The sequence below is a fragment of the Moritella sp. PE36 genome (assembly GCF_000170855.1).
In the GTDB taxonomy this organism is placed as follows: domain Bacteria; phylum Pseudomonadota; class Gammaproteobacteria; order Enterobacterales; family Moritellaceae; genus Moritella.
Map to the genome: position 1 here is coordinate 1 of NZ_ABCQ01000006.1, position 23,208 is coordinate 23,208.

Annotated in this window: 17 protein-coding genes; 8 read left to right on the plus strand and 9 right to left on the minus strand. The window is 40.1% G+C overall.

Features of this window, described 5'->3' with window-relative positions; translation table 11 throughout:
* Positions 1-650 (plus strand): YjiH family protein (locus tag PE36_RS05605; RefSeq protein ID WP_006030991.1); only part of this gene is annotated, 650 nt, incomplete at its 5' end.
* Positions 651-830: 180 nt separating this feature from the next.
* On the opposite strand, the gene PE36_RS05610 is transcribed toward PE36_RS05605, so the two are convergent.
* Together PE36_RS05610 and PE36_RS05615 are read right to left on the minus strand one after the other, a co-directional pair.
* The gene (locus PE36_RS05610; RefSeq protein WP_006030992.1) at positions 831-2,600 is read right to left on the minus strand and encodes a diguanylate cyclase; all 1,770 of its coding nucleotides are present in this window, start codon (positions 2,598-2,600) and stop codon (positions 831-833) included.
* Positions 2,601-3,068: 468 nt separating this feature from the next.
* On the minus strand, positions 3,069-3,755 hold the full coding sequence (locus PE36_RS05615; protein WP_043994021.1) for a DUF3313 domain-containing protein: 687 nt from the start codon (positions 3,753-3,755) through the stop codon (positions 3,069-3,071).
* Positions 3,756-4,182: 427 nt separating this feature from the next.
* Between PE36_RS05615 and PE36_RS24535 the strand changes: the two genes are divergently transcribed.
* Positions 4,183-6,255 carry a hypothetical protein gene (locus tag PE36_RS24535; RefSeq protein ID WP_052298056.1) on the plus strand — a complete coding sequence of 691 codons (2,073 nt, stop codon included), beginning with the start codon at positions 4,183-4,185 and terminating at the stop codon, positions 6,253-6,255.
* Positions 6,256-6,335: 80 nt separating this feature from the next.
* On the opposite strand, the gene PE36_RS23680 is transcribed toward PE36_RS24535, so the two are convergent.
* Positions 6,336-8,480: a CHASE3 domain-containing protein gene (locus PE36_RS23680; protein WP_006030995.1), complete on the minus strand. Its 2,145-nt coding sequence runs from the start codon at positions 8,478-8,480 to the stop codon at positions 6,336-6,338.
* Between the two features lie 429 nt (positions 8,481-8,909).
* Here PE36_RS23680 and PE36_RS05630 point away from each other — a divergent pair, with 429 nt between their 5' ends.
* A complete protein-coding gene (locus PE36_RS05630; RefSeq protein WP_006030996.1) occupies positions 8,910-10,454 on the plus strand; it encodes a phospholipase D family protein in 1,545 nt (514 codons plus the stop codon).
* Between the two features lie 96 nt (positions 10,455-10,550).
* On the opposite strand, the gene PE36_RS05635 is transcribed toward PE36_RS05630, so the two are convergent.
* Entirely contained in the window at positions 10,551-12,539 is a 1,989-nt protein-coding gene (locus PE36_RS05635; protein WP_006030997.1) for a hypothetical protein, read from the minus strand.
* Positions 12,540-13,020: 481 nt separating this feature from the next.
* On the opposite strand from PE36_RS05635, the gene PE36_RS05640 reads away from it, so the two are divergent.
* Positions 13,021-13,416 carry a hypothetical protein gene (locus PE36_RS05640; protein WP_006030998.1) on the plus strand — a complete coding sequence of 132 codons (396 nt, stop codon included), beginning with the start codon at positions 13,021-13,023 and terminating at the stop codon, positions 13,414-13,416.
* 246 nt (positions 13,417-13,662) lie between these two features.
* Here the strand turns inward: PE36_RS05640 and PE36_RS05645 are convergent, their stop codons facing one another.
* The 3 genes from PE36_RS05645 to PE36_RS05655 all read right to left on the minus strand — a co-directional run bounded on the left by PE36_RS05645 (position 13,663) and on the right by PE36_RS05655 (position 17,560).
* Positions 13,663-14,526 carry a GyrI-like domain-containing protein gene (locus tag PE36_RS05645; RefSeq protein WP_006030999.1) on the minus strand — a complete coding sequence of 288 codons (864 nt, stop codon included), beginning with the start codon at positions 14,524-14,526 and terminating at the stop codon, positions 13,663-13,665.
* Positions 14,527-14,888: 362 nt separating this feature from the next.
* Complete coding sequence (locus PE36_RS05650; protein ID WP_006031000.1) at positions 14,889-16,286, minus strand: hypothetical protein; 1,398 nt, start codon at positions 16,284-16,286, stop codon at positions 14,889-14,891.
* 305 nt (positions 16,287-16,591) lie between these two features.
* Complete coding sequence (locus tag PE36_RS05655) at positions 16,592-17,560, minus strand: nucleoside hydrolase (RefSeq protein ID WP_006031002.1); 969 nt, start codon at positions 17,558-17,560, stop codon at positions 16,592-16,594.
* A 235-nt stretch (positions 17,561-17,795) separates the two neighbouring features.
* On the opposite strand from PE36_RS05655, the gene PE36_RS05660 reads away from it, so the two are divergent.
* Positions 17,796-18,899, plus strand: a complete 1,104-nt coding sequence (locus PE36_RS05660; protein WP_006031003.1) for an alpha/beta fold hydrolase — start codon at positions 17,796-17,798, stop codon at positions 18,897-18,899.
* Positions 18,900-19,087: 188 nt separating this feature from the next.
* Positions 19,088-19,483, plus strand: coding sequence for a hypothetical protein (locus PE36_RS05665; RefSeq protein WP_006031004.1), 396 nt, complete (start codon positions 19,088-19,090; stop codon positions 19,481-19,483).
* A gap of 127 nt (positions 19,484-19,610) precedes the next feature.
* On the opposite strand, the gene PE36_RS05670 is transcribed toward PE36_RS05665, so the two are convergent.
* On the minus strand, positions 19,611-20,405 hold the full coding sequence (locus tag PE36_RS05670; protein ID WP_006031005.1) for a hypothetical protein: 795 nt from the start codon (positions 20,403-20,405) through the stop codon (positions 19,611-19,613).
* A gap of 169 nt (positions 20,406-20,574) precedes the next feature.
* On the opposite strand from PE36_RS05670, the gene PE36_RS05675 reads away from it, so the two are divergent.
* Together PE36_RS05675 and PE36_RS05690 are read left to right on the plus strand one after the other, a co-directional pair.
* Positions 20,575-20,859 carry a hypothetical protein gene (locus tag PE36_RS05675; protein WP_006031006.1) on the plus strand — a complete coding sequence of 95 codons (285 nt, stop codon included), beginning with the start codon at positions 20,575-20,577 and terminating at the stop codon, positions 20,857-20,859.
* A gap of 1,105 nt (positions 20,860-21,964) precedes the next feature.
* Positions 21,965-22,360: a hypothetical protein gene (locus PE36_RS05690; protein WP_006031008.1), complete on the plus strand. Its 396-nt coding sequence runs from the start codon at positions 21,965-21,967 to the stop codon at positions 22,358-22,360.
* A 241-nt stretch (positions 22,361-22,601) separates the two neighbouring features.
* Here PE36_RS05690 and PE36_RS05695 read toward each other — a convergent pair whose 3' ends face one another.
* Positions 22,602-23,078 (minus strand): nuclease-related domain-containing protein, encoded by a 477-nt coding sequence (locus tag PE36_RS05695; RefSeq protein WP_006031009.1) that lies wholly within the window; start codon positions 23,076-23,078, stop codon positions 22,602-22,604.
* Between the last annotated feature and the right edge of the window lie 130 nt (positions 23,079-23,208).

Genomic DNA, 23,208 nt, shown 5'->3' on the forward strand with positions numbered 1-23,208 from the left:
ATTATTTCGTGCCTTTCTACGCTACAATTTGTCTGTCGGGCATTATCGCGGCAATGATTATTCAATTTCTGCCACCGCTAAGCTACAAAAAAGACACCTATATTGACGGTAGCAAACCTGATCTTGATAGCGAACTTATTCCTGAGTCAATGTCAGCAGCTAAATATGGCTACCTACTGGCACTAGAAAGAGCGAGTAAAGTGAAAGGCGTAAAATCGACTGTTACAGAAGGTCTACAAAATTCATTAGACATGATGTTTGGTGTATTACCCGTGATCATGGCTGTTGGTACCATGGGTTTGATTATTGCTGAAACAACGCCGTTATTTGCTTGGTTAGGTATACCGTTTGTACCACTTTTAAATCTATTAAACCTGCCTGAAGCACAAGCTGCAGCAGAGACGGTATTGGTTGGTTTTACAGATATGTACGTACCATCAATTATCGCCGCATCAACCATCGAGAGCGACATCACTAAGTTCGTGATTGCAGCCTTGTCTATCTCTCAGCTGATCTTCATGTCAGAAACAGGCTCGGTGATCTTATCAAGTAAGATCCCGGTGAACATCATTGAATTAATGGCGATCTTCATTCTACGTACACTGGTTACACTACCTGTCATCGCATTATGTGCGCACATGATTTTCTAATATAGCTTTTGTTGCGGCAGCCATGTCGCAACGATTTTTTCTTATTATCTCGTTTCAATAACGTAATTTATCTAAGCTAATACCAATGTTGAAGCAAATTAAGTTCTGAATCAGTCGTAAAGCGCTCTCTGAAATAGAAATATACCGAAGCCATTTTACAAAAAGCATTCCGAACGTGGTTTAACTAACAATTTTATCACGACCACTATTTTTTGCTCGATAGAGCTTTGCATCAGTGACATCAATCAGCATCTGCTGTGAAGTCGATGAAACCTCCTCAATATAAGTAATGCCAAAACTCATCGTGATGTGTTGGTTATCAAACACAGGTTTCGCAACAAACTCTTGGCGTATTTTGTTCATTCTTGCGATTACATGATTAAGATCCGTATCCACAAATACCAGTGCAAACTCTTCACCACCATAACGAGCAACTATTTCTTGTGTTGACCTAAGATGACTTTTCAAGATTTTTGCAACTTCGACAAGCGCAAGATCACCGGCAGAGTGGCCAAATTTGTCATTGACACTCTTAAAGTGGTCGATATCGCATAACACAAATGTAATTGACTTGTTTTGCTGCTGAGCGTATTTAAACGTCCGCTCAAAGGCTTGATTTAATCCGCGTCGGTTATGCAACTTTGTTAGCTCATCAGTAATGGAGCACTCGAGCAAGTTTTCGTTTTCATCTTCTAAATGCGATGTTCGTTGCGCTACTTTTTTATCTAGGTTTTGCATAATATCAGCAAGGTTGTCCGCCATTAAATGCAAACCCTGACTAAGAGAATTAATTTCGAGAATACCGCTCAAAGGTTGAGGCAGTTTTTGAATACTTTCTAAATTTTTATCATTAGCGGCTTGATTAAGTCGCTGAATTGGCTTGCCAATATACCGAGCGATCAGCGAGCCAACTAACGCTATGCACGCAAACAATATCAGCGTAATAAAGAGAGCGGCTTGATTGTGCTCTGCTAATACAATTTTATGATGAGAACTTGGAATGAGAATGCCGAGTAACCAAGTTTCTCCATATCCAAGCGAAATAGAGCGAACATGGTACAAGAATTTTTCCCCCTCTACCTCTAAGCTATATACGCCACTTTTTAACTGCTTACTTGCCATTTGGAAGACTTTGTCCGGGTGAGTCACAAGACTGACTCTGGTCGTAACTCCATTTCTAATGGTATATAGCTCATCTTTGCTGGACGTCGCAATTAATGCGCCATCTCGCTCTGCTAGAAAAATATAAGCGTTGTCTACCAATGCTATCGACTCAAGAAAATCATCCAGTTCAGTTAGCGCGACACTTGTCGCTGTTATTCCCAGAAGTTTGCCTTGCTGATCGTATATAGGGCCAGACAAACCAATCCCCAGGGTTGGAAAACCGTAATAAGGATGAATTTTGCTCCACACCATTCCCTGCGCTTTTACCGCATCCTGATAAAATGGACGTGTTCTCGGATCATAACTAAAGCTCGGATCCTTTTCTATTTTATCGCCTATATGGCGAACCGGATGATATTCAAACCCTTCCATTGTCAGTGTTTTATTGACGAAGTTCGCTGCGACACTATGGTGTTCTGTCTTAAAAGGGTTGCGTGTAGAAGAGAGGTAGCGGCCATCCGTCGTGGCGACAGAAATGAACGTCATATGTGGATAAGGCATCGCTTGTTCGTAAAGTCGGCTAGCCAGCGGGGTTAAACTATCAAGTAATTCGGGTCGATAAGAGAAGGCGTTGCGATTAATATCGACGATCGAGCTGAGTGGCGCGGTGAAATGTCGAACATGGCCGTAAATGCGATCTTCAACTTCTTTTATATACTGTATTCCGACACTGTTCGCAACATTCGCAATCGTTATCGTAGAAACGAGATACAGGGTGATCCCGGCAATCAATGTGAGCACAACAAACGGGACAACAATCAACCAACGTAATGGAACAGACTTCACTTACTATTCATCCTTTTATATAGTTTGTAACCTGAACTCGGGATAAAATGGCACTAATTACCCATTCCAAGACCCGCTCTTTCGAGCAATAAATTTTCAAAGCGAAGTAGGATGATATATGTTAGTTGAAATATTCTGTGACGTAGATGATTTTTGCTCGACACTTAAATTCATATTACAGCCATGCGATAACATTTGGTTATCACTGTTCTGAGTCTTATCCCTACCGCTCATCCCACCAATAGCATCAGCATTGTGGTGACGTGAAGTATATCACATGCATCATTCACAGCAACAAAGCGTTAATATTCTTTATTAGAAATAACTTATCAATACAATAACATAAACGGCTAACTTGCATGGGGTGTATTCTCGTGCAGCACGCCGATAAAGACATCTGTGTGCGAGCGAGTAAGGCCGCCGAGCATAGAGCGCGAACTCACTCTCATCGGAAATATCAATTAGCCACTACAATTGATATTTTTTTGCATTGGCTGCAGCTAAACTCTCAAACACATGCTTGGCATCCTTAATCCAAACCTCTAATAACGGTTTAATTTTATCGAACGTAACGACTTCATTCGCCCCTGATATTTCTTCACCTTTCCCTTGTTTTATACTGCTTCCAATAAGACTACCGTCCATACTATCGGTCGCCTTAAATGCCATATAAACATCCACGTTTTCGTATCGATAGCCCAACGCCTCTTTACTCAACGCAATAACACTACCAATAGGAATAAGCTCCCTCACCTTAAGATCTCCAGCACTCGTTTTAATTGCAGTGATCCTAGGTGTCAATCTAATCGTGCCTTCCTGAGGTTTATCTACAACATCCATCGATAAAGAAATGACCTCGACAAGCCTTTTATTAAGATAAGATTTTGTCTGGTCAAATAATGCTTGAGTCAGCTGTTCGGAAGCGACTTCACGTGGATAAAACTCAACCGGATCGATGATGACTTTATCGTAAACGCCAGATTTAATTCTGTCACTTGCATACCGAAAAGACTTAAGACCATCATTAGTTTCAATCCTTTCAAGCTTCGAATAATCTTCGATAAATCCAGCATTTGATTTATCGAGTTGCTCATAATTGGTAAATGAACAAGCGCTCACCATCATACACAGTAAACTTAACAACAATTTTCGCATATATTGTCCCTCTAAATCGTAATACACCACCACGTTACATTCTAATAACAGGACCCGTGTAGCCACTACCGTCATTCATTTCTGCAACCGCTATTCTCATGCGTATGGGTGCTGTTGCCTATCCTCAATCCCGACTAATGCCGTTAATCATAGGTTACTGTTTTGACGACATTGTTGGCTTGAGTAGTATTGGTTCATCCAGATAAATAAAGAATAGTAGTAATAGATAAGATCACAGATTTCTGCAGTATAAAAAGCGCATAACCTAGTATCCCTAAATCAAGATGGGGTCGATTAGAGGGATAATATATTTAGGACTGTAAGGGTTTGTATTAGCGCTTACAAAAGCATACATACGCTTACATCAAACACTCACTTTTTCTTGAATAATAACATCATTGAATTTTACCCAAGTGATAGAGGCAAAATGATGAATTTAAGCAATACCCGGTTGGCGAGTAGCATGCTCGCGGCGTTGCTCATTACAACCTTAGCCGGTTGTAATGACAGTACAAGCGATAAAACCACACCGACGACCAGCGAGGCTCAAAAGCAACTTTCGGCGGCATTACCTCAGGCAACTAACGTTTTTGGTATTCAGATCCGTGCTACCGCTGCAACCCCGAAAGAAAAAATCATGCATGCGGCAAATGTAATGGCGCAATATTTAGATAACAATGAAGATGGCATCCCAGACAATGACCTCATTGTCGCCAAAATGGTTGAAAAAGGCGCCACCCTCGTGATTGGAACCACCGAGAACGAACTTGGCCGAGCGTTAGGACAACTCACGTTATCCGATGACATGGCTATTCAAGATCTATATGCCAGCGAAATACATCCTAAGGGGACTAATAGCGGCCAATTTGACGCGACTCTGGAAGAAGTATTACACCTGATCACCCATGCGGGCTATGCTGCCGTATATCCAGCAGCTTTTGGCGAAAAAACAGGGAGTGACATTGCCAATGCCATGGATATCGCCCGTGGTGGACGCTTTGATACCATTCCATCGAGTTATCCTGAACAGGCCTGGTATCGCTACGACGATGAAAGCTGTGAATACGACTGCATGGTCACTGAGTATACCTATTGGGCATTAACGTCCATTCTCGGTGCGCAAGAGACTCGCCTAAGCAACATTAGCCAAGAGTGGAAACTCCATACCAAAGACCTTGTTGAACAAACCGACCCCGCGATTTTTAGCCTTTTAACTAATCCCGCCTACGCACTGGCCACGGTATTACCTGATGGCGATTATGATGCCATTAACTTTGCGATCACAGTCTCCGACACATCATCAGGAAACGGCGTCGATTCGAATAAAGCCAAAGTATTTGAATACATCACCGAACAAAGTGATGACACTATTGCGGTTTACGGGGCCAAGAATATTGAAAAATTGTCTTACGACAGAGCCTTAGCTGATATCCAGTTGGTGATGGATTCACTTGATGCTGATGTAAAACAGGGTTTATTGAACTCAGGTGTGAAGATGCTGATTGTCAGTAATGAACAAGCGCTTGACGACAATATAGATTACTTTCAATCACTGTTGCCGGTCGAGGCTATTTATACCGTTCAAGACGGTCTGGATGAAACATTAGCGTCCGCAGAAAACGCAGGTCTATCAACTACCAAGTTGGAATTGATGTACCTCGTCGTTTATTACTCGCTATTAACCGAAGATAATTTATCTGCTGCATACTCTGAATTGCAAACAGCCTATGCCGAAGCGACATCTAAAAACCTATTTATTCCTGGTAAAGCCTATCAGGACGGTTATGACGATGAAATACATCAACATGCGTCAGACAATAATGCCCTGAAATATGGTAGTTATGTGTTTAACCTGGCTAAGCTCTATTTTGGCGATGACAAAGGACCTGCAGGTGAGTTTAACATTACTACTCGAGCACAACTGCAGCGTAAAAACCCGTTAGGCTATCAGATTATGGAAAACCTTTTTCCTGATGATGACGATGAGAATAAATCGGCAAGCTTTACCTTTAAAGACGGTGATAACAGTGCAGACACTGTTTATATGAATGGGCTTATTACGTCAGATACCTTGGATGATATCAAAACGTTGCTTGAGCAGTCGCCACAAATTACAACAATGGTGATGCAAAACGTGCCTGGCTCAATCGATGATGAAATTAATTTACTCGCGTCACGGGAGATCAGAAAACACGGTATTGCCACTCATATTCCTGCTGATGGTATGGTCGCGTCAGGTGGAACTGACATGTTTTTAGCCGGTATTAAGCGCACCATTGAACCCGGCGCTAAGATTGGCGTGCATTCGTGGGGTGGTGGCGACCTTGCTGCAACTGACTATAGTCGCGATCACGAAGTGCATGTTCAGTACCTGGACTATTACAAAGAGATGAACATTAATACCGATTTTTACTGGTATACCTTAGAGGCTGCGCCAGCCGATGATATTCTTTGGATGAGCGAACAAGATATTGCAAAATATAACGTCGTTACGGAGTGATTTCACTGACAATTGAAATAGTCAGATAGCGCACCTGTAAGGGCGGGATAACTATCTGACTTAACTGGCACGATTATCGTTTAAGTCACAGCACTGAGTTTGAAACGTGACAGCAAGACTTCTAATTGCTCCGCTTGTTGTGATAATTGCTCTGCGGCCACTGCACTTTCTTGAGCGGTACCGTTATTTTGTTGAGTAACACCATCAATTTCTACCAAACCTTGATTAATAACCTCCGCGCCTGTGGCTTGTTCATTACTTGCATTCGCAATTTCATCAACAAGTTCTGCCGTTTTTTTGATACTTTCAAAAATGCTATTCAAACTTTTGGCGGTTTCGTTAGCAATCAGGCTACCCTTTTCTGATTTTTCAACAGAGCCAGCTATTAGTTTTGATGTTTCCTCGGCAGCAGCAGTGCTTCTGGCAGCCAGATTACGGACTTCGTCGGCAACCACGGCGAACCCGCGCCCTTGCTCTCCTGCACGAGCGGCTTCGATAGCCGCATTTAATGCCAGTAGATTGGTTTGAGCGGCAATTTCATCAATGGTGCTGATAAACGAAGAAATACTTTTGCTTGAATCAGAGATTTCATTCATGGCCGTTACCATCTCAGCCATTTTATCGCTGCCTTCCCTCGCTTCTATTTGCGCTTGTGCGGCAAGTTGACGAGCCAGCTCAGCATTTTCAGCATTGGTATTAATTTGGGAGGTTAGCTCATTTAATGACACCGAAATATTTTCCAAACTCGCGGCTTGCAGTGATGCTCCTTCCGACAGTGCAGTGCTACTTAAGGCAACATTGTTGCTGCCTTGAGAAATTTCGGCACTCGCGCATTGCGTTTGTCCTAATACGCTATTTAAGTTTTCACTCATTTCTTGTAGCGCGAGACCCAGCGAATCTTTGCTAGACGCTAATGTTATATTTTGATCAAGTTCGCCCTCGGCTATTTTTTTGGCCAGACTCGCTTTTTCTCTTAACGTCGCCACCATATTTTTCATTTCATAAAAAATGCCTTCAGCAGTCCCGTCATCCTTTAAATTCATGGTTAGATCACCCGCGGCTACAGTCTTTGCAATTTCTGCAATGTAAGCAGGCTCCCCACCTAACTGGCGCATAATATGACGGGTTAACCATAATGCGATACCTACCCCAAGAATAATCGCAAATAGAGTGCCAAAAATTGAACTGTTAATCACAATGGATTCCGTATTTTTCAATGAATCCATACGCGTTGCCATTAAGCGACGTTCTCTTTCTTTAAAGGTGTTTATTTGCTCCCGGAATTTATCAAAATAGACTTTGCCTTTGGCTTGGCCGATAAGATCGGCCATGTCATCCATTGTTTTGGCGTCACCGATTTCACGGCGTAAGGTAATTTGCGTTTCAACAACGCGACTTATCCAGTCATCGATAGTTTTTTTACTTTCGCCTAATAACACGACTTGCGCGGGATTGTCAGAAACCGTTTGAGTTAACTCATCAATCAACTTGTAAAAACGTGTTTTACCTCCCGTATAGGGAGCCAGAAATTGCGCTTGCCCGGCCAGTAGAAAACCACGCATTCCGGTTTCCATATCGACCGCCGATGCCACAATCGCTTGTGCCGTTGCAATCACTTTATAAGTGTGTTCAACCCAGCTATTAAGCTGTTTCAGCTCGTTGATATCATCGCTGGTTTTAGCTTTAGCCTGACGTGTTTCCATCAACACTTTTTCACGGTCAATAAAGGTTTGTAATTGTCCCCTGAACTTATCAAAAAACTGCTTCCCTTGCGCTTTTTTGATAGTGTCGGCCATATCATTCATGGATTTAGCATCGCCGATTTCAGTTCTTAATGCAATAACAGGCTCTGTGACCTTGCTTTGCCATTGACTGATGGTTGAAGAAATCTCTTTTAGTAGCTTAACTTGTGCAGGGTTATCCGAAACGGTATTGGAAAGGCTCAGGAGCAAAGTGTTAAACGTTTTATTTCCCTGGTTATAGGGCGCTAAAAATTCACTTTTACCAGCAAGCAGATAACCTCGCATGCCAGTTTCCATATCCACGGCGGCGGCTTCAAGACTTGACGCATCGGCTAATACGCCATGAGTATGATTTACCCAACCGAAATCTTTGACTAATGACTTTACGCTGACAAACACCATTCCTGTGATCATGAGCATTAACAATAATATGAGGCCGTAACCCGAGAGTAATTTGGTTTTAAATTTTAAGTTTTCAAACATATGTAGTCCGTTTATATATTTTTAAAGTACTTTAATAGGATTTATAACTTAGATTCTCAGGATAAGCTTATACATTACAACGTGTACCGTCTCAAGAAGGGTAAACATGCAGTCAACTCTTCGCACCACTTGTTAAACAGTTGATATAACAGTGTTACATTCTAGGTTGAACCGCAGTCAAATAGACTAAGTCTTGAAAATCATATACTTGAAAATATGTTAAATATTTGAAACAGGACGAGACGCGTGTATATTTTGAACAGCTTATAATCAAAATGGAAACGATTATTGAGGCGTTATTGCAGAACTTATCTTAACAACGTCAGATTGGGCTTCAACGCCCCCCTAATACCATTTCCAACCTAATAAATCAGCAGAAAATCATTCCTAGTGATATGGTTACTTAAATACATATAAGGAAGTGTAACAATGCCTGTGCTCCAACGGATCAGTGTAACCATACTTTTAATCACCATTCTCGCAGGGTGTGCGTCACTGCCCGAAGAGATCGAACATCCTGCTGAGCCGTTAGTCACACAGCCTGCCAGTTCATTGTCCACATTGATTGACTCTCATAGACCTCAACAAACTCGACCTGAGCAAGAGCAAGCCGGAATGAGCGCAGTTCTGTTGCTGGATAGCGGTTGGAATGCATTAGCTCAGCGCTTGGCACTTATCGAAACAGCAGAGCACAGCATCGATATCCAGTATTACATTTGGAACAGCGATGCGTCGGGAAGTTACCTAGCAAGCCGCTTGATCGCAGCAGCCGAACGCGGCGTTAAGGTGCGAGTCATGCTTGATGATATCAATCTTAACGAGCGAGAAGATCTGCTCGCGACACTTGATCGTCATCCGCAAATAGAGATCCGCATATTTAATCCGATACCCACTCGTGGATTAACCAAGTGGCTAAATTTTATGGGTGATTTTTCTCGCCTAAATCGCCGTATGCACAATAAATCATTTACCGTCGACGGTGCTCTGTCCATTGTCGGGGGACGTAATATCGGCGATGAATATTTTGACCTTTCTGATGACATCAATTTTCGTGATCGTGATGTACTGGTATCAGGTCCGGTGGTAGACGATATTCAAACTAGCTTTGGACAATACTGGAACAGTCGTTGGTCTTACCCTGTTAACTTACTGACCGATCAACCTTCAGTAGAGCTTACTATGCTAGATGCGGTGCAGGTTCCCCACTACAAACATTATCCCGCGTTACCAACAGGAAATGAAACTGCCAAACGCTTGTTAAAGGATTCAATGCAACAATCATCTTGGGTGCAAGCTCGTTTTGTTTTTGACCGCCCAGTCCCTATCGATGCCAGTGATACCAACAAGCCCAAGCTAACAGCTACAACACTAGGCGAGTTGGCTACTCAGGCCGAGCAAGAGATATTATTGGAATCTGCCTATCTGATATTCGATGATCGTCAACTGGCCGCGTTACAGACATTGACCGACAAAGGCCTGCAGGTAAAAGCACTCACCAATTCACAGGCCTCTAATGACTTAATCGCTAATCATTCTGGTTACGCAGCACGACGTGAGGACATGCTTGACAGCGGCATGCAGCTATTCGAGTTAAAACCAGATACAAATCTGTGTGAAGCGTCGACTAAAGACGTGTCCAAGTGCGCGCCGATAGCGGCCTACGGTCTGCATGCCAAGTCGGCTGTTTTTGACAGGCGTGTCGCTGTTATCGGTTCTTTTAACTTCAACTTACGTTCAACCTATCTCAATACAGAGTCTATTTTAATTATTGAAAATCAAGCAGTGGCGATAAGTCTTGCTAATGATATTGAGCAGGCGATGCACGAAGATAACAGCTGGCGCCTGGACTTAGATGACGGTGAACTCCGTTGGCACTCAGGTACAGAAAGTTGGGAAAGCGATCCAGAGACTAGCCAGTGGGAACGCTTTAAATCAGGTTTTTTACAATTACTGCCCATTGAGAAGTACTTGTAAAGCAAGCTAGAAGTCTAACTTGTGGCTAGTTTTACTTAGCCACAACACTTTGCCTACAATAGTGAGAAGATAGGGTAGGCAAAGATTTTATAAATACTAATGAACAACGGCCAAGCATGTAAAGGCATATTTTCTATCCATGTCCGCGGGGATGTACTTATTCGAATCTACAACATATTGTCCATTTGATTCTTTTGTAACGTACCCTTGAGTCGTAAGATAAATAGGCCACTGATGTTTACCACCAGGTATAACACCGTCACTTAAATTAATCTCGGAGCTAATCACCCCTGGAGCACCATAAGAACGTAGACAAAAATCGTTAGCTTGTATCGGCGTCATTTTAACGCCTTCTACCGTACCGAGTCCTTCTTGGAGAATACTTGGTTCAGCAGAATTGAATCCAGGTTTGTTACCTAAATTCAATTCCTTAAACTCAGTCCATGTATAAGGACGGCGAATGCGATATTCTTTACCCGCTACAGTGGCATAAACTTCACGCTTGTAATTCATGCCTACACGACGAGTATCTTTCAAATCAAAAATCATCCCACCTTTTAGCTTATCATTCACCGTCATTTCTCGACAAATATCATCTTTACTTTCAATTTCATCGCCATCGTCAACAGAAACGCACAGCGATATAGGATAGAAATTATTAAGACTAGGACTCGCTGCATCAATAGCCAACGGGTTCACCTTATTATCTGTAAAATCTAACGCCATAATCATCGACGTCATTGTTGATGCTGATTTCCAATAAGAGAGTGTAAAATCAGGATAACCAACTAATTCAGGCGTAATAATACCACCTTCTTTAAATTCACCATGCCCTTCAAACCATGCCATATTTTGAGTCACACACTCTGTGTCCCCCTGCTCTTTTGCATTTACAGGTGTAACACAGAAGCGAATTTTATTATCTTTACCTTCATCGCTCATTTTCAGAGTGTAATTTTCATCTCGGCTAACAAGGGTATCAATGTTATTTTTAATAATGCTCCATTCATACTGACTACTGGTTTGAGGATCATTATTTAAATCAAAGTATTTGTATTGACCAGATAGGGTATGCCCACCAAAACGCGCCCCCTCCATAGCAACATCCATTGCACGTGGCTTTGAGTCTTTCACTGCCCAAACTGTTTCCTCAGCGGTACACGTTTGATCGCTGCTTTTAGGCCGCCCAGTTTGAGCATACGCTGTCGCACAACCCTTTATCTTAGTTCCGACCATACTTTCTTTAAGCGCTAACGAGCGAGTAGCTGCAATGCGTGTTCCATTTTGGTACCAGCTAAACGATATTTTACTGGTATCTTCTTTATCACCATCTCGGTCTGAAAAATCATAATTTAAATATAAACTTTGTCCTACCTCTATATCACGAGGTAGCGGCGTCAAATCAACGTCTGGTCGCTCACCAAACCGAGGTTGGATAGCATTCGTTTTACTTGAGCAAGCTAACTTAATTTTTGTTTTTTTATCGAACACGCAAACTGAAATTACCTGACCTTCATCATTATTCGTTAATAGGTATTGGTCTTGAGTTATGCCTAAAATAGGCTGGTCATTGCGGTACCACTGAATCGACGTTGAATAGTCACTGCTATCAAATACCCACACATTAAGCGGTGATCCAACTGTATTATTAGTTGCTGCATTAGGAATTGAGACTTTAGGCGTCATTGGTACATATTTACTATCGATAAGTAATGGTGTCGTGCAGGTCTTATAGCCTTTTAAGCGGTCCCCTTGGTTGATCGGATTAACGCAAAAACGTATTTCAAGGCCGACATAATTATTATCCTTTGGAATACGGTAGCGCTCACCTCTATGAACTAAGTTACCGTCTATCTCCCAAAATATATCCGATGCGTCTTTTTCAACTGGGATACTGGCAGAAAAAAATGTGTATGCTCCCTTCAATTCATCACCAAGCTCAATCACATTCCCGTTTAAATTTTGGAATGACACATTTATCGCTTCTGGATTTTCCGATTTATTGGGATTCGTCGTAGTATCTCCACCACTGCCACAAGCAACAAGGGATACAGCACATAAGGTAACGAGTATTCTCTTCAACATAATTAACTCTTTTGGTATTTTCTAACACGAGCAGGTAATGAGGGGAACGTAATGATAGATGATCTAAACCACACCGCGACACACTCATATTTTTGAGGTCTGAGATTTTAATGATGAAATGAGGACAATTCCATCATCACTTTGTAAGCGTTTGTATAGATAATAAATGGCGAGAAAGCTGGCATCTTGATACGTCTAAACCCAATCGTTCAAATTGTGTCCTTGGTAAATCGATTGCAACTTAGTTGTAGCTCTGCGTCTGGTTTGTTCCATGAGTCATCTAAACAGAGAATAATATTTTTACTCATATTTTCTCCTATATGATGAAATAATTAATGAGAACAGTACGACACTGATAAACGGCTACTCATCAGTGTCAATGTATTTATTTGCTCTGGTATTACCTTTCTAAATAAAACCAATATGATTAACTCAGTTGGAACAAACATTAATATAAATTATTTAACGAGGAGTGATTATCATGAGTAACTTACTTAACCAAGCACAAACTATTTACACTGTCGCAAAAGATACTGCCAAAACATCTATCACTGCTGGTTTTGGTGTTTATGGCACTATCCTTGATGAAGCATCAAAATCATCAGATAAAGCGACAAAACTTTTTGAATCTCTGGTTGAGCGCGGTACGCAAGTAGAGCCTAAACTGAAAGAGCAAATGTCTGCAATTTTTGCTAAAAAAATTACGTTAAAATCAGTTGAAACTAAAGCACAAAGTATCACTAGCCGTTTTACGGGTGTTCAAGGTGCAAAACTAAGTGAATTAGAAAGCAAAATTGACCTACTTACTACGATGGTTAGCGAACTAAAAACTACACCTAAAAAAATAACTAAAGCACTAGTAACTGCTGAAGCATAATAATACTTTAACTTTTGTGGTTAATTGAAATGAGCCTCCTTATTTGGAGGCTTTTTTGTTCGCGCGAAAGGCTTATTAGAATTGCAGATTACTACAGCAACATTTGGTAAATTAAGACCGTGCGCAGATCACTACTTGAGGTTCTTTAGCAAGTACATTTAATAATACGAGTGCAGGTCCACGTGGCGTAACATAGACGACACTAACAGATAACCTCTAGTTTTAAAAATTACCAAATACGAAACACTATTTAATAGGCAAGTAGATATCTGTTACCAATTCACACTCATCCACTTCATGCACAAAATTCAAGTAGTGGAAAAAACAAGGGAAATCACGCAGCTCTTCACCACTATCTGGTAACCATGTTTGATACAAGTAATAAACTGTATCACTCATTTTATCATGACTACCTTTATGTTGAGCAACAGCACAGCGACCACTCGGAATTACACCCGATTTTGCACCATATTGATTATCAGGGACTTCACCGTTATGCGTACCGCAAATATCAAACCGATATTCGGCACTTGGAGTGTCATTCGGATCGTTATATGGAATACCAAAAGTGTCACTCTTTTTAATCGGAGATAAGCCTGTTTCTTTTCTCCACGCAATAAATTTTGCTGTTGTATCAAAAACTAATTTAGGGTCGCCTTTATGCTCTATGAGCGCAACTTTCTTTTCTTCAAAATTAATAACCTTTATGTCCACAATGTTTTCTCCAACTATTGGTGGTCCAGATTCATATTTAGAGTGCCACGACTGCCACTCTGGATTGTTCCTAAATTGGGAAGGTGATTGCTTGAATATTCTTCTAAACGCACGCGAGAATGCTTCAGGGCTTTCGAAATTTGCTTCGTAAGCAATATCAATAATGCTTTTCTCAGGCTCGAATGCCAATCTAAAAGAAGCTCGCTTCATTCTGGCAAGCAGCACAAACTGAATAGTGCTAAGCCCCATGAAGGATTTAAAGATACGATGAAAATGATATTTAGAACATATTGCAACTATACTCAGTTTTTCCAGCGACATATCTTCATCTAAGTGATTATTAATGTAATCACAAACCCTTTTTATCCGCTCTTCATGGTATTTATCTACACGCATTCTGTACCTTTTTTTTCCCAATTAAGAAGTCGGGATCATGATATCTGTGAACATAAACCAATTCCTGATTGAAATTGCTATACCTTAATTTCGCAGGTTTTATTTTCTAGTATGGAGAGTTCTAGCTGAAGACAAATGTTACAGCATACAAGCATTTCGCAAAGCGGTATAACCCGCAGAATTTGAATTACCAAAAGGACAAATGAGCCATGTGTTACGTCACACGTTTGCGCGTTATTTATGATGAATGGCGGGAATACTCTGGTGCTACAGGGACACGCATCAATTGTCGATACGATGAAATATTAACATTTTGCACCAGAGAATTTAGAGGATGCAGTTAGATTGAATCCTTTGATTAATTAATATAATTCGTAAATATCTTTACCAATAGCAGCAAAAACTCTGCCATCTTTATTTTCGACAATACGTTCAACTACCAACACTTTTTTACAAGCTGCAGAATCTGGGCTAAAACCACAAGCATCAGTTTTGATTGGAACCATCAAAGAATTGCTACTATCAGTTACTTTCCAATCGGAGCCATCTTCAGATTTAGCAATACCATAATCATGTGAGCCAACAATAATCCCGTCAGTATATGCAACAGATACTAAATTATGGTCTAGAATGCCTGAATTATGAGGTGTAAACTGCTTCAAGTTATTAGATTCTGAATTATATTTTATTAATCCATTAATATTATTAGCCATGTAAATATTTCTATTATTATCTTCAGAAAAAGCAAGTATCCCACCTGCAGGCATTTGGGAGTTAAGCTCTGTCATTGGTGTCCAAGAACCTTGCGCATAATAAGAAATACCACCTTTTATCATAGAACCCGCCCATATACGATCCTGACTATCAACAAATAAAGATTTAAAGTCTGTAAACTCATCTAGACCATGCTCTGTGATTTTAGAAAATAAGTCATCTTTATGAGAAAATAATCCATCACTAGTCCCTATATAAAGCTGATCTTCCATATAAGCTAAACTGAATACAGCAGAACACTCATCATCATTCTTTGTTTTGCATGATAACCTACTGTCTAGGTCGGATACGATATCGCTATCCAAGTCATATTCAACAAGAAGCTTTCCTCCCATCCATTCATCTTTTCGACCACCTATATATAGTTTATTACCAACTCTAGTCATATCATAAATAGGTTTAGGTAGATCTTTCCCAGGTATAGGCAATATCTTTATGTCGTCCGATTTTATATTAATGGAGCGAACTTCTACATCAGTCATCATATCACCAGTAGCTACATAGAGCGTATCGCCAAAAATACTAATATCTGAAATCTTGTTTGTAAATGTGGCCATAGGACGAAGAATTTTATCAAATGATCCCTTAAATACTTTTTCTGCTGATCCGTCAGGTAAAGAAGTACTTATCTCATAAAAATATTTACCATATTTAAGTCTTGTATCATTGTACGTTGAACCAATGTTAAAAGTAATCTCAGATTCAGGCGTAGAAACCGTCTTTTCAAAAATTACCACATCATTTATGTTATAAACTTTAATATCGGCATTAATGGTTTTAACAAAGTTAAACGTAAGTTGATCGGTTACATGGCGAGTTCCCTTTTTCACTTTAAATTCAGGATCAGTTGTTAGCTTAATAACTGATATGTCAGGTACTTCCACCTTGTTAGGTACTTCCGCCGTATCAGTACTATTAATTGGTACAACCTCTTTATTACAACCGACTAAAGCAAGGAATAAAACTAATATTGTGTATTTTTTCATTATCATGTTCTTATAAAAGATGGTGCACCGATTATACACAAATGATAATGATTGTCATTATCATTTGCGCCATATGGAAAGTTGGCGAAGTAAATCAAAGCGTTGATAATGTTTCGATATTATTGTTAATAAATGAATTAAAGGGTTCTATGTTTTTCTTTATGAACTCAATCCTGTCTTTAGCTCTTGGCATAAATTGAGAAGTACTTATAAAGCAAGCTAAAAGTGTCGACTCTGTGGCTAGTTTTACTTAGCCACTACAGTTTTCATTGACGGGATTATGCTAATCCCACCCAGCCTATTTATTATTTTTGACCGAAGTTTATAATGGTCTGTCGATAAAGTGACAACAAGCGCTCATCTTCTACCGCGATACCCACCCGTTGTGGCTTATTACTGTCCCATTCATCGTGCATATACTCACGTTTATCGAATTTTTGTATTGTCATGCCTTCCGCTGGGCCATCGGTGACTACACGCACAGGCCCTTCTCGTAGGGTAAACAGAGACGGATCTATCACATAGGCGATGGCCGATGGATCATGCACATGACAGCCTTCTAAGCCAACCTTCTCGGAATAGAACTTTAAGTAATAACGGCTGATATCCCAGATAAACTGACCAACTTCACCAGCATCGTCCCTGAGGCGATCAAGATAGTCCTTGGTAAAGAAGCTTTGCTCGGTCACATCCAGACCTATGATCACTACGGGCCAAGATGCACCAAAGACCATATCTGCGGCGTGGGGATCATCATGAATATTGGCCTCGGCATAGGGCGTCACATTGCCTCGGTGATCGTTAACACCAAATGCACCGCCCATCACCACAACTTCTTTCACCAGAGACACAATTTCGGGAGCAGCCTCCAACGCCAGCGCTAGATTGGTCAGCGGACCGACGGCCACCAGTGTAATTTCACCGGGTTCAGCCCTTAGGGCATCGATAATGTATTGGTAAGCAGGACGCGGATCTGCCACTACGGATAATTCAGCAGGTGTTTGCACATCGCCCAAACCAGACTCTCCATGTACCACAACCGTAGCCCCAACAGGCGGACGAACAATAGGTTTCGCGGCGCCCTTGGCTACATCAGCCTGCAAGTTATACTTTTGCTTTAGAAAAAGGGCGTTATGAGTGGCATTTTCTATGGTGGCATTACCATAAACACAGGTTATGGCCTTAAGCTCTATTTCGGGGTGCGCTTCGGCAAAAATGATTGCCATCGCATCGTCAATGCCCGGGTCGGTATCCAGAATAATTTTTGTTGTCATAAATACTACAGTTCCAACTAAATAAAATTTAGTAAGATACCCATATCAGGCAGAAATAAACGTGATATATAGCTAAAAAATTAAATTGTATTACGTTTAATTTGATAACTAAACTTCTTGTAGTGTTATTCACCCTTGCTGTTGACCGATGCGCTGGTATTTACCTAATGGTTTGATTAGTAGGACTAACGCCGCTTTGATCTATCATTAAGTAAAAGTGATTAAGGACATTAAGATGAATGCACTCAAGCGTAGAAGTGTTAAATTAAATATAGTGAATAAGATACCTTATCGATTAGTCTTCATTGTTATTGCTGTCAGCTTTTTTTCAGGGTGCAGTTCCCTAAAAACTCAGCCTGCTTCTGGTATAAGTCAACCGCCTAAATTAACGCATAACCAATTTATCTCTGATGATGGTTATCGCTTACCTGTATCTCGTTATTGGCCCCGTTCAGCACCTAAAGGCATTGTGATTGCTTTACATGGCTTCAATGATTACAGCAAATCATTTAAAGCCATGTGTGAATATTATGTTTTTCGTAATATGGCGTGTGTAGCCTATGATCAACGTGGTTTTGGTGATACCGCAATGATTGGTATATGGCCAGAAGCAGGTCGTTTGCAGAAAGATTTACAATTATTTGTTGAACTCGTTCATGCCCAAAACCCAGAGTTACCCATTTTTCTGGTTGGCGAAAGTATGGGTGGCGCTGTTATTTTGACTGCGATGTCTGATTCCGGTCTAGTTTTAGATAAGGGTGTGCAAGGGGTGATCTTGTATGCACCGGCTGTCTGGGCGAGAAGTACACAGCCATGGTATCAGCCATTGTTACTTTGGATTCTTGTGCATACTGTTCCAGACTGGACGCCTACTGGAAAGGGCTTAGGTATTCAGGCCACGGATAATATAACCGCGCTGAGAGCCATGGGTCGAGATGATAAAATTATAAAAGCAGCACGTATTGATACTATCTACGGACTCATCGATTTGATGGACGCGGCATTGCTCGCCTCCAAAGATGTTTCGGTTGATCTGCTGGTTTTATATGGTGAAAACGATGAGATTATCCCTAAACAGCCGACCTGTGAGATGCTACAAAAAATGAGGTTGATTGATCAGGATATTATTTTTAAACATTATCCAGAAGGCTATCACATGCTAAGCCGAGATCTGCAAGCAGAACGCGTATTTAAAGATAGTTTTGCCTGGATGTCAGATCTTCAATTAACAAGTCAGTTAGAAGTAGAGGATCAGTTAGGAAGCGTGTTAAAGATTGAGCAACTTAAACTTGGAAAATTAAGTAAAGCAAGTCCCATCCGCTTTTGTGATAACTTATAAGTTCATGGTATTTACCTAATACAAACAGTGCCTGATGATATGTTTACAATTACTGCCCATTGGGAATATTTGTAGATAAAATTATAAATATATTTATTTGCTCTGGTATGACCTTTCTAAATAAAACCGATATGATTAACTCAGTTGAAACAAACCTTAATCAAATTATTTAACGAGGAGTGATTATCATGAGTAAATTACTTAACCAAGCACAAACTATCTTAACTGTCGCAAAAGACACTGCCAAAACATCTGTCACTGCTGGTTTTGGCGTTTATGGCACTATCCTTGATCAAGCATCAAAATCATCAGATAAAGCAACGCAACTTTTTGAATCTCTGGTTGAGCGCGGTACGCAAGTAGAGCCTAAACTGAAAGAGAAAACGTCTGCAATTTTTGCTAAAAAAATCACGTTAGAATCAATTGAAACTAAAGCACAAAGTATCACTAGCCGTTTTACGGGTGTTCAAGGTTCAAAACTAAGTGAATTAGAAAGCAAAATTGACCTACTTACTACGATGGTTCGCGAACTAAAAACTGCACCTAAAAAAATAACTAAAGTACCAGCAACTGCTGAAGCATAATAATAGTTTAACTGTTGTGGTTAATTGAAATGAGCCTCCTTATTTGGAGGCTTTTTTGATCTTGGGGTAAAGTGCGAACGCGTGGTTTGTATCTAATCGAAAAGGCTGTCAGCCCTGCAGTTTCACATTAAGGCTGATAACGTTCCGCCCCACGATAAGAAACGTCATAACCAATATCATCTAACACCCCTAGCGTCACCGCACCAAAAACCACGCCATTGGCCATAAACTCTTGGGTTAATGGCGCTAATACTTGGCCGTTATCCAATACCCGTTTTTTGTCTTCTTGCAGCACATAATCATACAAGTGACCGCCGTCATCACTGATTGGCACATACAAATATGTATTACCGTATATCTGATTATACTTTTTCGCTGCCATACTGTTTGGCACTTTCAATACGTTACCTTGATATGCTTCACTGTATTCGGTAAACGCTTCGGTGTACGACCCGATACCTAGGATATGTCCCATTTCATGGAGGATATTGGCTTTAAACTCGACCTGATCAAAGCCTTGTTCGTAAGTATGATTACCGATAACTAACGTCCCGCTCGTTGGTATCTCATACTCACCCACTTGCTCTTCTGAATCAGGACCCGCGTAACCATTACCGTCATTCATTTCTTCAACCGCGATTCGCATGCGTATAGTGTGCTGTGACTTACCTTCGACCCCAACTAATGCCGTTAACCACTGGTTGGCGGCATCGATATAAGGTTGTTGTAAGGCATCACTCCACACCAACGCCCTGCCATGCGTTAGTTGTAGCTCATCTTCAAACTCAAGCTCAAAAATCAGTGCACCGTTACTCACCGTCTTCACTACATTGTTAGCTTGAGCGGTATTGGTACTGCCAATTAAATACAAAATGGTAGTGGTCGATAAGATCGCAGTGTTCTTCAGTGTAAAAAAACGCATAACATGGTTTTCCTAAATCGAGATGGTGTGTTCTCGATTATAAGGAAAAATATATCTATGAATGTAAAGATTTGTACTAGCTTAGCCCGACAAACGCTTACATTTTAAACATTGAATAGGACTTTTTAAAAAACCTATAATAATCCTACATATTATTAAGGAGTTTAAAATGAAAAATTTATTAGTACTGACTTTTCTTGTTATCGGTTTGTCTGGTTGTTCTGGTATTCGTCAAACTGACGCAACGTTTGATGCCCATGCAGAAAATGTAAATGTATTATTTATGCAGTTCCCTGGTGGTGACACCCAAGAACGAGCAATGGAATTAACGCCAAAAAATTCTGAAATCGTGACAATTAAGTCAACAGTTTCGGATACCTCATCAGTCCTTGGTGTACTAAACCGCATCATTGGTGTTGATCAAACTAAAATCGCGGGAATAATCAAACAATAAATCAATATCTTACATAGAAAATAAAAGAATTATGCCATGTAAGATAAGAACAAGATTATGGTTCGCTACGTAAAATATAGCGAACTAATTCCCACCAATCATTATTCCAAACGTAGCTGGTACGACCCAAGACAAAAGCAAACAAGCAGCCGAATTACTCGCGATTATATTAGCTAAAAATACAATTTATGGTGTAAAGCATCAATTTACATCTGGAACGAAGAAGAGGCATTGCATGGTTTTTTTAAAAATAACATTTATCCTTACGTTTATGATTAGCATTTTCATATTGTATAACTGGGTATTGGATACTGACGCCAATTAAGGTGAGGTGAAATGATCTCGCTTACGACCATCACACGATGGCGTAATCTTAATATAGGCATTCTTATTACATATTTGCTATATGTTTACTCTTTATTACGGGAATGATTTTGTCTTATGATTGCTAGTTCGAGGTTTTGCTCTAGAGATGAAATCGCTGATATATGGCCTATTGAATACAAAGGTGATAATGCGCATAACGACTCTAGGTAGAATATAAATTCTTCAGCATTCTATTTTTGTATTATGGAGTCATCGTGATTGTTCGGTCTTACTCAAAATTTTCAAAAGATAATCAGTTTTATCATAAACTGCATATCATTTCTTTATTGATCATAACCTTGTTTTCGGCCTATCAATTATTAGAATTCAACCGCATCATTTTTTCTTTAGGGTTTATTTGTATTATTCCTTCGATGGTACTGCTGTCTAAATCATCAACGTATAAAAGAAAATATTTAAACTAAATTAAGAACTGATCACGCGGTAGGAAAAAAGGTAAACATACTCGCTTCCAATTTGTTGAAGGGTGCATGATATTACGCAGAACGACAACGTTATAGATACCTTGGTCAGTCTCTTGGATTAAGTAATTTTTAGGCAGCGTTACAGAGGCTAGCCAATGGCAACGCTTTAAATCAGGTTTTTTACAATTACTGCCCATTGAGAAGTACTTGTAAATGTATCGATTTACTCTGGTATTACCTTTCTAAATAAAACCAATATGATTAACTCAGTTGAAACAAACCTGAATCAAATTATTTAACGAGGAGTGATTATCATGAGTAAATTACTTAACCAAGCACAAACTATCTTAACTGTCGCAAAAGACACTGCCAAAACATCTGTCACTGCTGGTTTTGGTGTTTATGGCACTATCCTTGATCAAGCATCAAAATCATCAGATAAAGCAACGCAACTTTTTGAATCTCTGGTTGAGCGCGGTACGCAAGTAGAGCCTAAGCTAAAAGAGAAAGCGTCTGCAATCTTTGCTAAAAAAATCACGTTAGAATCAATTGAAACTAAAGCACAAAGTATCACTAGCCGTTTTACGGGTGTTCAAGGTTCAAAACTAAGTGAATTAGAAAGCAAAATTGACCTACTTACTACGATGGTTAGCGAACTAAAAACTGCACCTAAAAAAATAACTAAAGTACCTGCAACTGCTGAAGCATAATAATACTTTAACTGTCGTGGTTAATTGAAATGAGCCTCCTTATTTGGAGGCTTTTTTGATCTTGCGATAAGGTCAGCTATGTGGGTAATGTAGTGAGTGATTCTATAATGAATAGCGGGAATATTCTGGTGCGACAGCGAATACAGGATCACGCATCAATTGTTGATACGATGATATTCACATTTGTCACCAGAGCATTTCAAGGATGCTGTTAGGTTGGACCCTTTCGCTTACCTTCAGGTTAGTTTCCATGCTGAGATAATAAATAAAGTTTGTGATTTTTATCCGTTTCTTTTGTCTCAGGTAAACGCTGGCATTGAATACGCCCTACACAAAATTCCATTCGATTTCGTGAAATAAGATCTTCATCATATCGCTTTATGTATTCAACTATTTCATTCAAGAGTAATACGTTAACGGGTCGCTTTGTCTTAAATTCAGCATCACCGCTAAATACAACAACATTAATAACGTTATCCGCCGGCATAAAATCAAATAAAGTCTGGATTACTTTCACATGCTTATAGTTTTGATGCATCGGATTTTGAAAATAGGATTTCTTTTTATAAATGGTTTGGTTCCAGACCTTTGACTGAATGTTCCCAAAAATCCACCCCGAATAATGCTTGGTTTCTATAACAAATATTCCCTTTGTAGAAACAACAATATGGTCAATTTGAGTGGTTCCATTTCCAGCTGACAGCGTTACATTATTCAATAAATATATTGTTCACGATCTAGCTTTAATGACAGTAAATCAGCTACCCGCTTTTCTCCAACATTATAGTTATGATTATGTTGTTTGAATCGACCAAATAGATAACCAATTCCAAATAACATCAACGCGA